This is a genomic window from Streptomyces sp. NPDC027663, assembly GCF_055566415.1.
Window position 1 is genome coordinate 201716 of the sequence record NZ_JBVHSK010000005.1, and the last position, 11447, is coordinate 213162.

The following is an 11447-nucleotide window of genomic DNA, read 5'->3' on the forward strand; positions in this document are numbered from 1 at the left end:
GTTCCGGATAATGATCGTCCTGTTGTCAGTGGGGCCCGGTACGCTCGAAAGCACGATGACAGAGGACCTCTCACCGGCCGAGCGGTATGCGGCAGCCCGGCGACGGGCTGCCGAGCAGGCCACCGCGCTCGCGTCCTTCCGCGAGATGTACGACTTCGGCCTCGACCCCTTCCAGATCGAGGCCTGCCAGGCACTCGAAGCGGGGAAGGGCGTTCTGGTGGCCGCGCCCACCGGATCGGGCAAGACGATCGTGGGCGAGTTCGCCGTCCACCTCGCCCTGCGGCAGGGCAAGAAGTGCTTCTACACGACACCCATCAAGGCGCTGTCGAACCAGAAGTACGCCGACCTGTGCCGCCGCTACGGCGCGGCGAAGGTGGGCCTGCTCACCGGCGACAACAGCGTGAACTCCGACGCCCCGGTGGTCGTGATGACCACCGAGGTGCTGCGGAACATGCTGTACGCCGGCTCCCAGACCCTGCTCGGCCTCGGCTACGTGGTCATGGACGAGGTGCACTACCTCTCCGACCGCTTCCGCGGCGCCGTCTGGGAGGAAGTGATCATCCACCTGCCCGAGTCGGTGACCCTGGTCTCGCTCTCGGCGACGGTGTCCAACGCGGAGGAGTTCGGCGACTGGCTGGACACCGTACGCGGCGACACCGAGGTGATCGTCTCCGAGCACCGGCCCGTGCCGCTGTTCCAGCACGTGCTCGCCGGGCGCCGGATGTACGACCTGTTCGAGGAGGGCGAGGGCCACAAGAAGGCCGTCAACCCCGACCTGGCCCGGCTGGCCCGCATGGAGGCCACCCGGCCGTCGTACCAGGACCGCAGGCGGGGCCGGTCGATGCGTGAGGCCGACCGGGAGCGGGAGCGCAGACAGCGCTCGCGCGTGTGGACCCCGGGCCGCCCCGAGGTCATCGAGCGGCTGGACGCCGAGGGCCTGCTGCCGGCCATCACCTTCATCTTCAGCCGTGCCGCCTGCGAGGCCGCCGTCCAGCAGTGCCTGTACGCGGGCCTCCGGCTCAACGACGAGGACGCCAGGGAACAGGTCCGCGCCCTGGTCGAGGAGCGCACCGCCTCCATCCCGTCGGAGGACCTGCACGTCCTCGGCTACTACGAGTGGCTGGAGGGCCTGGAGCGGGGCATCGCCGCCCACCACGCGGGCATGCTCCCGACCTTCAAGGAAGTCGTCGAGGAGCTGTTCGTGCGCGGCCTGGTGAAGGCCGTGTTCGCCACCGAGACCCTCGCGCTGGGCATCAACATGCCCGCCCGCTCGGTGGTGCTGGAGAAGCTCGTCAAGTGGAACGGCGAGCAGCACGCCGACATCACGCCGGGCGAGTACACCCAGCTGACGGGCCGTGCGGGCCGCCGGGGCATCGACATCGAGGGCCACGCGGTCGTCCTGTGGCAGCGCGGCATGAGCCCCGAGCACCTCGCCGGTCTGGCGGGCACGCGTACGTACCCGCTGCGCTCCAGCTTCAAGCCGTCGTACAACATGGCGGTCAACCTGGTCGAGCAGTTCGGCCGGCACCGCTCGCGCGAGCTGCTGGAGACCTCCTTCGCGCAGTTCCAGGCCGACAAGTCGGTCGTCGGGATCTCCCGCCAGGTGCAGCGCAACGAGGAGGGCCTGGAGGGCTACAAGGCCTCCATGACCTGCCATCTCGGCGACTTCGAGGAGTACGCGCGGCTGCGCCGCGAGCTGAAGGACCGGGAGACCGAGCTGGCCCGGCAGGGCGCGAACCAGCGCCGGGCCGAGGCCGCCGTCGCCCTGGAGAAGCTCAAGCCGGGCGACGTCATCCACGTGCCCACGGGCAAGTACGCGGGCCTCGCGCTGGTCCTCGACCCCGGTCTGCCCGCGGGCCGCTCCAACGGCCACCGCGGTTTCGACCACCACGACGGGCCGCGCCCGCTGGTGCTGACCGCGGAGCGGCAGGTCAAGCGGCTGGCATCGATGGACTTCCCGGTGCCGGTCGAGGCGCTGGACCGGATGCGGATCCCGAAGACCTTCAACCCGCGCTCGCCGCAGTCCCGTCGGGACCTCGCCTCGGCGCTGCGCAGCAAGGCCGGGCACATTCCGCCGGAGCGGGCGCGCAAGAAGCGGTCCCAGGCCGCCGACGACCGCGAGATCGCGCAGCTGCGCACGGCGATCCGCGCGCATCCGTGCCACGGCTGCAACGACCGCGAGGACCACGCCCGCTGGGCCGAGCGCTACTACCGGCTGCTGCGCGACACCTCGCAGCTGGAGCGCCGGATCGAGGGCCGCACCAACACCATCGCGCGGACCTTCGACCGGATCGTCGCGCTGCTGACCGAGCTGGACTACCTGCGCGGCGACGAGGTCACCGAGCACGGCAAGCGGCTGGCCCGGCTCTACGGCGAACTGGACCTGCTGGCCAGTGAGTGCCTGCGCGAGGGCGTCTGGGAGGGGCTCGGCCCCGCCGAACTGGCCGCCTGCGTCTCGGCGCTGGTGTACGAGGCCCGGGTGGGCGACGACGCCCTGGCGCCGAAACTGCCGTCGGGCAAGGCGAAGGCCGCGCTCGGCGAGATGGTCCGGATCTGGGGCCGGCTCGACGGTCTGGAGGAGGAGTTCCGGATCAACCAGACCGAGGGCGTGGGCCAGCGCGAGCCGGACCTCGGGTTCGCCTGGGCCGCCTACATGTGGGCGTCCGGCAAGGGCCTCGACGAGGTGCTGCGCGAGGCGGAGATGCCGGCCGGTGACTTCGTGCGCTGGTGCAAGCAGGTCATCGACGTGCTCGGGCAGATCTCCGCGGCGGCTTCCACCGAGGGCTCGACCGTGGCCAAGAACGCCCGCAAGGCCGTGGATCAGCTGCTGCGGGGGGTCGTGGCCTACTCGTCGGTGGGCTGACCGGCCGCGGTGCGGGTGCCGCGTGGCCGATCGCGTGGTTCCCCCGTGCCCCTTCCGGGTCGCCGTCACCGGCGACCCGTCCTGCAAGGTCCCGGATCGTCCGTGCGGCGGTCCGGGACCAGCCATGTGCGCCAGGCCCGCCTCGCCCGGAGGCCTGCGAGGCACCGGCGCCCGGCCGGTGCGAGTGAGCGGTGCCCGCGTGACCCTGGGTGGCGGTCACGGTGAGGGCAACGGTCACGGGCGGCGTCGAGGAGCGGTCTCGGCTCCCTTTTCACTCTTCACGGTGAGTGACTTTCGTACACCTGTAGGACATTACGGATTGTGTACGAATGAAAGCCCTGTGTGTAAAAGAAGTTGAGCGTACTCCTGTTGTGGGGGCGTTTTCAGGTGCTTGCTGAATATGACACGGCGATGATCCGGTCGGACTAAGCTCGCCCGCGGCGCAGCGAGTTGAGGTAATTCGCGCGCTTGTTCCCAAACATGAAACAGATCCCCAACTGTTCCCATGAACCTTCCCCCCGCAAGCTCTCCCGACACCCAGCCGACTCGTCTCAGAAGGCATCCATGGTGAGTGCTCAGAAGCCTCCTCGCGGCCGTGAACGTCCCTATGCGCGTGTGCTGTTGCCGCCGGCCATAGTGATGGCCGCCGCCGCCGGAACGGCCGTCGCGCTGGTACCGCATTCGGCCCGGCTCGCCGTCGGCGTGTGCGGAGCGCTGGCCGTGCTGCTGGTCCTCGGCTCGGCCGGGGAGGCCGTTCGCCGCGGCCGTCGGCTCCGTGAGGCGCAGGCCGAACACGTCCGTAACGCCACGCATCTGGAACAGCAGATCCTCGCCCACCAGCAGGTGGTCGACCGCTTCATCGCCGACGTGCTGCCCACCGGCTTCCACCGGCTGCGCCGCGGCGAAGCACTCCGGGACGTCGTACGCAACGTCTACGACGCGGACCCCGGACTGCGCGGCCTGCCCGAGCCCTACCGGGACCTGGTGCTCATGGCGCTGCGCGGTGCCGACCACGAGATCTCGATGCGCGACGCAACCGAGCGCTCGTACGTGAGCATCGCCCGCCGGGTCCAGGCCATCGTCCACCAGCAGGCCAAGGAACTCCGCGAGATGGAGGAGGACCACGGGCGCAACCCCGAGGTCTTCGACGACCTGCTGCGCATCGACCACGGCACCTCGCTGATCGGCCGCCTCGCCGACACCATCTCCGTCCTCGGCGGCGGCCGCCCCGGCCGTCAGTGGCCCCTGCCGGTCTCCCTCTACAGCGTGCTGCGCGGCGCGATGTCCCGGATCCTGGAGTACCGCCGCATCGAGCTGAGCTCCATCGTCAACATCAACATCAAGGGCACCGCCGTCGAGCCGGTCATCCACGCCGCCGCCGAACTCCTCGACAACGCCACCCGCTACTCGCCGCCCACCACCAAGGTGCACGTCACCGCCTCCGAGGTGCAGGCCGGCATCGTCATCGAGATCGAGGACGCGGGGGTCAGCCTCAGCGAGGAGTCCCGAGCCCGGATCGAGAAGGCGATCGAGGACGCCAAGAACCTCGACGACGCGGACAACCTCGGCGAGAACCCGCGCCTCGGTCTCGCGGTCGTCGGCCGGCTCTGCAAGCAGTTCGACATGGAGGTCTCGCTGCGCGCCTCCGCCTACGGCGGCGTCCGCGCGATCCTCGTCGTGCCGCGCGTGATGACGACCACCGAGCCCGGAGTCGGCGCCGCGCACGGCATCGGCGCCACCGGCATCCCCAAGCCCGAACTCGGCGCGGTCGAGGGCCCCAAGCGCCCGCCCAAGAAGCGCCGCCCCACGAGCCCCAAGATCCCCGCCGGGATCTCCATGGAGGACGACGTCCCGGAGGTCACCGAGTGGACCGCGGGTGGTCTGCCGCAGCGCCGCAGCCGGGTGAAGACCCCGCTCAGCCAGCGGATCGCGGAGCAGGCCGCCATCGAGCGCGCCGAGCGTGAGGGCAGGCCGACCATCTGGTCCCAGTCCCGCCACGAACCGGAACCCGAGCCCGAGATCGATCCCGAGCGCAAGAAGCTCATGGACCAGCCGCCGGGTGCGGGGATCGAAGCCTTCTGGGAGGGCCTGCGCAAGGGCATGCCCGCGGACGCCACCGGGCCCGAGCTGACCGACTTCACCCGCAACCCGACCAAGTACCTGCATCTGCTCAACGATTCGGACGGCCTCGCCGAGGGCGCCGCCGACGAGGAAGACGAGAGGGACCTCAAGTGATCCAGCAGCGAGGCAACCTGGACTGGATGCTCAAGCAGCTGAACGACGGTGTGCCGGGCATCGAGATGATCGTGGTTCTCTCCGCCGACGGACTGCGCATCGCCCGCTACGGCGGCGACCCCGACGCCGCCGACCGGGTGGCCGCGGCCTGCGCGGGCGTGCAGAGCCTGGCCGGCGCCATCATCCAGGAGCTGCCGGGCGCCGGCGAGATGCGGGTCGTGGTCTTCGAGATCGAGGGCGGCTACTTCTACCTCATGAACGCCGGTCCCAACGCCTACCTGGCCGTGCTCGCCGACGTCACCTGCGAACCCGGCCGGATGAGCGGCATGATGCGCGACCTCGTCGTCCGGATCGGCGCCCATCTCACCAGTCCGCCCCGGCGGAACGGGCAGACCGTATGACACCTCCACGACGTAAACGGCGCCAGCCGCGACACCTTCCGCCCCCGCCGCCGCCCCTGCCGTCTGCGGCACCGGCGAGCGGCGAGGCAAGGCCCAGGAACCCCGAACGGCTCTACACCATTGCCGCAGCCGCCGACGGCGCCCGCGCCGAACTCGATCTGGTGACCCTGATCGTGGCGCGCTCCGCGCCCACGCCGTCCGCCTCGCCGGAGGAGGCGGCCGTGCTCCGGCTCTGTATCGCCCCGCTCTCCATGGCCGAGCTTGCGGCCTATCTCCAACTGCCGTTCAGCGCGATGACCGTGGTGATCACCGAGCTGATCGCGGCCGAGCTGGTGCAGGCGCGTGCCCCGATCGTCCGCCAGGCGGTTCCCGACCGATCACTTCTCGAAGCGGTGATGCATGGACTTCAAAAGCTCTGACACGATCCCCGGCCCGCGCACCGAGGACCAACTGCCGCACACGGCCCAGGCCGCGGTGAAGATCGTGATCGTGGGCGGCTTCGGCGTCGGCAAGACCACCATGGTCGGTTCCGTCAGCGAGATCAGACCGCTGACCACCGAGGAGACCATGACCCAGGCCGGCATCGGCGTCGACGACAACTACGGCTCCGACACCAAGACGGCCACCACCGTGGCCATGGACTTCGGCCGCATCAGCATCACCGAGAAGCTGGTGCTCTACCTCTTCGGCACCCCCGGCCAGGAGCGCTTCTGGTTCCTGTGGAACGGCCTGTTCGAGGGCGCCCTCGGCGCCGTGGTCCTGGTCGACACCCGGCGCCTGGAAGTCAGCTTCGACGTGATGGGCCGGCTGGAGGAACGCGGCGTGCCGTTCGTCGTCGCCGTCAACACCTTCCCCGACGCGCCCCGTTACCCGGTCGAGGAACTGCGCACCGCGCTGGACCTGACGCCGGAGATCCCCATCATCGACTGCGACGTGCGCCGCCGGGCCTCCAGCAAGGACGTGTTGCTGACCCTCGTGCGCTTCCTGCACTCCCTCGCCCTCTCCGGCGCCCTCACCTGACCCGCGCCGACCCGACCGCCCCCACACCATCCGTTCCGGAGCGACACCGTGACGTCTGAATCCCCATCCCTGACCGGCACAGACCCCACGTCCGGCCCGCCGCCGGGCTGCCCGGCGCACCGCCTCGGGCCCGGGGGAGTGCACCGGATCTACGGCCCCGACGCCGAGGACCTCGGCGGCCTCTACGAGCGGCTGCGTGAGGAGCACGGCCCCGTGGCCCCCGTGCTGCTCCACGACGACGTACCGATGTGGGTGGTGCTCGGGCACGCCGAGAACCTGCAACTGGTGCGCAGCCCCTCGCAGTACACCCGGGACAGCCGGATCTGGACCCCGCTGCGGGAGGGCATGGTCAAGCCCGACCACCCGCTCATGCCGCACATCGCCTGGCAGCCCATCTGCTCGCACGCCGAGGGCGACGAGCACGAACGGCTGCGCGAGGCGGTCACCTCGGCCATGGCCACGATCAACCACCGCAGCGTCCGCCGGCACATCGGCCGCCACACCCAGGGCCTGGTCAACGGCTTCTGCGAGCGGGGCCGGGCCGAACTGGTCTCGCAGTTCGCCGAGCACCTGCCCATGGCCGTCATGTGCGAGGTCCTCGGTATGCCCGAGGAATACGACGACCGGATGGTGCAGGCCGCCCGTGACGCCCTCAAGGGCACCGAGACCGCCATCCAGAGCCACGCCTACGTCATGGACGCGCTGAGCCGGCTCACCACCCGGCGGCGCAACCGGCCCGAGGACGACTTCACCAGTCACCTCGTCACCCACCCGGCCGGACTCACCGACGACGAGGTCCGCGAACACCTGCGGCTCGTCCTCTTCGCGGCGTACGAGGCCACCGCCAACCTGCTCGCCAACGCGCTGCGCATGGTCCTCACCGAGCCGGGCTTCCGGGCCCAGCTCAACGGCGGCCAGATGACCGTGCCGGAGGCGATCGAGCAGTCCCTGTGGGACGAGCCCCCGTTCAGCACCGTCCTCGGCTACTACGCCAAGCAGGACACCGAGCTGGGCGGCCGGCGCATCCGCAAGGGCGACGGGCTGCTCTTCGCGCCCGCCCCGGGCAACGTCGACCCGCGGGTACGGCCGGACCTGTCCGCGAGCATGCAGGGCAACCGCTCGCACCTGGCCTTCGGCGGCGGCCCGCACGAGTGCCCCGGCCAGGACATCGGCCGTGCCATCGCCGACGTCGGCGTCGACGCGCTGCTGACCCGGCTGTCCGACATCCAGCTGGACTGCCCGGAGGAGGACCTGCGCTGGCGGTCGTCCATCGCCTCCCGGCACTTGGTGGCCCTGCCGGTGCGCTTCGAACCCAAGCCGCAGCAGGACGTCGAGCTGCCACCGCGCGCCATGCCGCTGCCGCCGCAGCGCTCCGGCTGGCAGGTCGGCACGCTGAGCAGCGACCCGGCCCCGGCCGCCGAACCACGGCCGACGGCCCCCCACCCGCCCCTCATGCCGGAACCCCTCTCACCCACCCCGCAACCACCTCGGCGCCGCGGCGTCTGGCGGCGACTCCTGGACTGGTGGCGCGGCGAGTAACCCCACCCCGGCCTCTTCCGGGCGGGGCCGTCGGCCCGTGGTGGGGGAGGGCGCCTGCCCCGGTGGGACCGGCCGTCCGTGGGCGGATCCTTCCTGGTGCGGTCAGCTGCCCTCGGTGGGACTGCCGGTCGCGGTGGCGGCCCGGCGAGGGACCGCGGCCGGCTCCCTGCCCATGGAGCCGGCCCGTGTCCTACGGGGCCTGCCCGCCTCCGCAGGGGTCACGCCCCGTCGTACCAGTCCCGGTACGACGTCCACGCACGCAGCTCGCGCCCGCTGACGAACGCGTGCTCCCTGCCGGTGACCGGATCGGTGAACTCCAGCCTGCGTGCCAGCAGTTGCAGCGGGCGCCGGAAGTCGCCGGCCGGCACCGGGTCCGTCACCTCGGGATACAGCGGATCGCCGAGGATGGGGACGCCGAGCGTGTTCAGGTGCACCCGCAGCTGATGGGTCTGCCCGGTCGCCGGGAGGAGCCGGTAGCGGCCCAGGCCGCCCCGGTGCCCGGCCAGTTCCACGCGCGTCTCGGCGTTGGGCTCGCCGGGAACCTCCCGGGCGGCAGGCACCCCGCGCTCCTTCACGATCCTGCTGACTACCGTGCGGGGCAGGGCGAGCGAGGGGTCGTACGGCGCGATCGCCTCGTACTCCTTGCGCACCCGGCGGTCCCGGAACAGCGTCTGGTAGGCGCCGCGCTCCTCGGGCCGCACCGTGAACAGCACCAGCCCCGCCGTGAGCCGGTCCAGGCGGTGTGCCGCCGTCAGCGCCGGAAGCCCCAGCCGGTGCCGGAGCCGGGCCAGTGCGGTCTGGGCGACATGCGCGCCGCGCGGGGTCGTGGCCAGGAAGTGCGGCTTGTCGGCGACCACGATGTGCTCGTCCTGGAACAGCACCTCCACCGGGAACGGCACCGGCACCTCGGCCGGCAGTTCGCGGTGGAACCAGACGAACGTCCCCGCCCGGTACGGCGCGTCCGGCGCCACGGCCCGTCCGTCCGCGCCGACCACCAGGCCCGCGTCGAACATCGACGCGACCACCCCGGGTCCGGCGCCCGTGAGCCGCTCCACCAGATGCTCCCGCACGGTCGCCCACGCCCCGCCCGCGGGCAGCCGCACCCGCACCGGATCGACACCGTCGCGCTGGGGGAGCGGGGCGGGAGGGGGAGGGGTACGGCGTCTCACCGGGTCAAGGGTACGGGGGTGCGGTCACCGCAAGGGCGCCGGGAAAGCGCCGGGCCGCCCGGCTGCCCGGCCGTGCACGGGACGAGCGACGCGACGGGACCCCTGCCGCTGCGGGGACGTACGCAGGGGACGGACGTAAGGGACCGGCGCAGGGGATGGACGCAGGGGGCGGACGCGGCCGACGTGGAGGGTGGACGTACAAAAGCCGCGGGACCCCGGGCCGGGGTCCCGCCGCTTCGGTGTGCTCAGGCCGCTGCTGCCGTGCCGGCCTCCTGCTCGGCCTCGATGCGGGCGTTCCAGTCCCGCTTGGAGGCCTGCCAGCCGTCCTCGTTGTGGCCCAGGCGCCAGTACCCGGAGATCGACAGGTCCTCGCGCGGGATCTGCCGCTCGACCCGCAGCAGCCGGCGCAGCTCCTTCACGAAACCCGCCTCGCCGTGCACGAACGCGTGCAGCCGGCCCACCGGGAACTCCATCCCCCGTACGGCCTCCAGGAGGGCCTGGCCGACCGGCCGGTCCCCGCGGTGCAGCCACACCACCGGTACCTCGGAGTCGATCTTCTGCTCCTCCTCGGGGCCGGACACCTCGATGAACGCGTGCGCGCGGGCGCCGGCGGGCAGCGTCTCCAGGGCGCGGGCGATCGCGGGCAGGGCGCTCTCGTCACCGGCGAGCAGATGCCAGTCGGCCTCCGGGTCGGGCGCGTACGCGCCGCCGGGACCCATGAAGCGCACGGTCTCGCCGGGCTGCACCCGGGCGGCCCACGGCCCGGCCAGGCCCTCGTCGCCGTGGATCACGAAGTCGACGGTCAGCTCCCGCTGCACCGGATCCCAGGCGCGCACGGTGTACGTCCGGGTCACCGGCCACTGCTCACGCGGGAATTCGGCACGGATCCGCTCCAGGTCGAAGGGCTCCGGGTAGGTCACGCCGGCCGCGCCGAACAGCAGCTTCACATAGTGGTCGGTGCAGGTGTCCGCGGCGAATCCGGTCAGACCCTCGCCGCCGAACACCACCCGCTGCATATGCGGAGTCAGCCGTTCGGTGCGTACCACCTGGGCGGTATGGGGTTTGCGCGGCTTTCGCCCCGGGCGCTCTGCCATCACGGCCTCCTGCAAAGGTTGGTTAGGTTTACCTAAGTTAGCACCTCGCTCGGAGTCAACACCTCTTTCCCGGGAGCCGAATGAGAGCCCTTTGCCGGAATATTCCGTCGCGCTCACTGGCCGAGCGTGGTGAGCAGCCGCTCCAGCGAGCCGCCCAGTCCCCACCGGCGCGCCAGTTCCCGCAGCGCCGCCGGGTCCCGCGGGGCCCTCGGCAGGGCGGTGTCGACGTCCGGCAGCGGCACGTCGCCGGCCACCCGCACCACCTTCGGCGCGACCGCGACATACGGCCGGGCCTCGGTGAGCCGCTTGCGCTGCGACGGCGTGAGCTTCGCGCCCGGGTCGTCGACGGCCGCCATGATCCCGGCCAGATCGCCGAACTGGGCGAGCAGCTTGGCGGCCGTCTTCTCGCCGATGCCGGCCACGCCCGGCAGACCGTCGCTCGGATCGCCGCGCAGCAGCGCCAGATCCGCGTACCCCCGCCCGTCGACGCCATACTTCTCGCGCAGCACCGCCTCGTCCGTCAGCTGCAGCGTGCCGACGCCCTTCAGCGGGTACAGCACCCGGATCCCGCGCACGTCGTCCACCAGCTGGTACAGGTCACGGTCCCCCGTGACGATGTCCACCGGTCCCTTCGCGTGCGCGGTGAACGTGCCGATCACGTCGTCCGCCTCGTACCCGGCGACCCCGACCCGGGCGATCCCGACCGCGTCCAGCACGTCCTCGATGACCGGGACCTGCGGGGAGAGCGTGTCCGGCACCTCCTCCTCGTCCGGCGCGCCCTCGTGCTCCTCGGCGACCCGGTGCGCCTTGTAGGTGGGGATGAGGTCCACCCGCCACTGCGGCCGCCAGTCGGCGTCCATGCAGGCCACCAGCCGCTCCGGCCGGTGGTCCTTGACCAGCCGGTCGATGAAGTCGAGCAGCCCGCGCACGGCGTTCACCGGCGTGCCGTCCGGCGCCCGCACGGAGTCCGGCACGCCGAAGTAGGCGCGGAAGTACAGCGAGGCGGTGTCGAGAAGCATGAGTCGTCCGGTCACGCTCGCATCATGCCGTACGGCACCGACAGCCATGCCGCGCCCCGGAACGCGTTGCGTGATGCGCATCGCCGTGAGTCCGGCCACGTGCGGGT

The 11447-nt window shown here is 71.7% G+C and carries 9 protein-coding genes; 6 read left to right on the plus strand and 3 right to left on the minus strand.

Features of this window, described 5'->3' with window-relative positions; genetic code table 11:
* Window positions 1-10: 10 nt before the first annotated feature.
* From ACZ4SF_RS16425 to ACZ4SF_RS16450, 6 genes are all read left to right on the plus strand, one after another.
* Window positions 11-2863 carry a DEAD/DEAH box helicase gene (locus ACZ4SF_RS16425; RefSeq protein WP_468384174.1) on the plus strand — a complete coding sequence of 951 codons (2853 nt, stop codon included), beginning with the start codon at window positions 11-13 and terminating at the stop codon, window positions 2861-2863.
* Between the two features lie 564 nt (window positions 2864-3427).
* Entirely contained in the window at window positions 3428-5098 is a 1671-nt protein-coding gene (locus ACZ4SF_RS16430) for an ATP-binding protein (RefSeq protein ID WP_468384176.1), read from the plus strand.
* Window positions 5095-5499 (plus strand): roadblock/LC7 domain-containing protein, encoded by a 405-nt coding sequence (locus tag ACZ4SF_RS16435; protein WP_468384179.1) that lies wholly within the window; start codon window positions 5095-5097, stop codon window positions 5497-5499. The genes ACZ4SF_RS16430 and ACZ4SF_RS16435 overlap by 4 nt, the downstream gene beginning before the upstream one ends.
* Window positions 5496-5918 carry a DUF742 domain-containing protein gene (locus tag ACZ4SF_RS16440; protein ID WP_468384182.1) on the plus strand — a complete coding sequence of 141 codons (423 nt, stop codon included), beginning with the start codon at window positions 5496-5498 and terminating at the stop codon, window positions 5916-5918. Before ACZ4SF_RS16435 ends, ACZ4SF_RS16440 begins: the two co-directional genes overlap by 4 nt.
* Entirely contained in the window at window positions 5899-6519 is a 621-nt protein-coding gene (locus tag ACZ4SF_RS16445) for a GTP-binding protein (RefSeq protein WP_468384184.1), read from the plus strand. The genes ACZ4SF_RS16440 and ACZ4SF_RS16445 overlap by 20 nt, the downstream gene beginning before the upstream one ends.
* A gap of 48 nt (window positions 6520-6567) precedes the next feature.
* On the plus strand, window positions 6568-8058 hold the full coding sequence (locus ACZ4SF_RS16450) for a cytochrome P450 (protein ID WP_468384187.1): 1491 nt from the start codon (window positions 6568-6570) through the stop codon (window positions 8056-8058).
* A gap of 218 nt (window positions 8059-8276) precedes the next feature.
* Here the strand turns inward: ACZ4SF_RS16450 and ACZ4SF_RS16455 are convergent, their stop codons facing one another.
* The 3 genes from ACZ4SF_RS16455 to ACZ4SF_RS16465 form a co-directional block, all read right to left on the minus strand.
* Window positions 8277-9227 (minus strand): RluA family pseudouridine synthase, encoded by a 951-nt coding sequence (locus ACZ4SF_RS16455; RefSeq protein WP_468384190.1) that lies wholly within the window; start codon window positions 9225-9227, stop codon window positions 8277-8279.
* Window positions 9228-9472: 245 nt separating this feature from the next.
* Window positions 9473-10321 (minus strand): siderophore-interacting protein, encoded by an 849-nt coding sequence (locus ACZ4SF_RS16460; RefSeq protein ID WP_468384193.1) that lies wholly within the window; start codon window positions 10319-10321, stop codon window positions 9473-9475.
* A gap of 113 nt (window positions 10322-10434) precedes the next feature.
* Window positions 10435-11355 carry a 5'-3' exonuclease gene (locus ACZ4SF_RS16465; protein ID WP_468384196.1) on the minus strand — a complete coding sequence of 307 codons (921 nt, stop codon included), beginning with the start codon at window positions 11353-11355 and terminating at the stop codon, window positions 10435-10437.
* Between the last annotated feature and the right edge of the window lie 92 nt (window positions 11356-11447).

Bases quoted from the DNA above. Each gene is read 5' to 3' on its own strand.
- ACZ4SF_RS16445 (WP_468384184.1), top strand. From the start codon at position 5,899: ATGGACTTCAAAAGCTCTGACACGATCCCCGGCCCGCGCACCGAGGAC.
- ACZ4SF_RS16430 (WP_468384176.1), top strand. From the start codon at position 3,428: ATGGTGAGTGCTCAGAAGCCTCCTCGCGGCCGTGAACGTCCCTATGCG.
- ACZ4SF_RS16440 (WP_468384182.1), top strand. From the start codon at position 5,496: ATGACACCTCCACGACGTAAACGGCGCCAGCCGCGACACCTTCCGCCC.
- ACZ4SF_RS16460 (WP_468384193.1), bottom strand. From the start codon at position 10,321: ATGGCAGAGCGCCCGGGGCGAAAGCCGCGCAAACCCCATACCGCCCAG.
- ACZ4SF_RS16425 (WP_468384174.1), top strand. From the start codon at position 11: ATGATCGTCCTGTTGTCAGTGGGGCCCGGTACGCTCGAAAGCACGATG.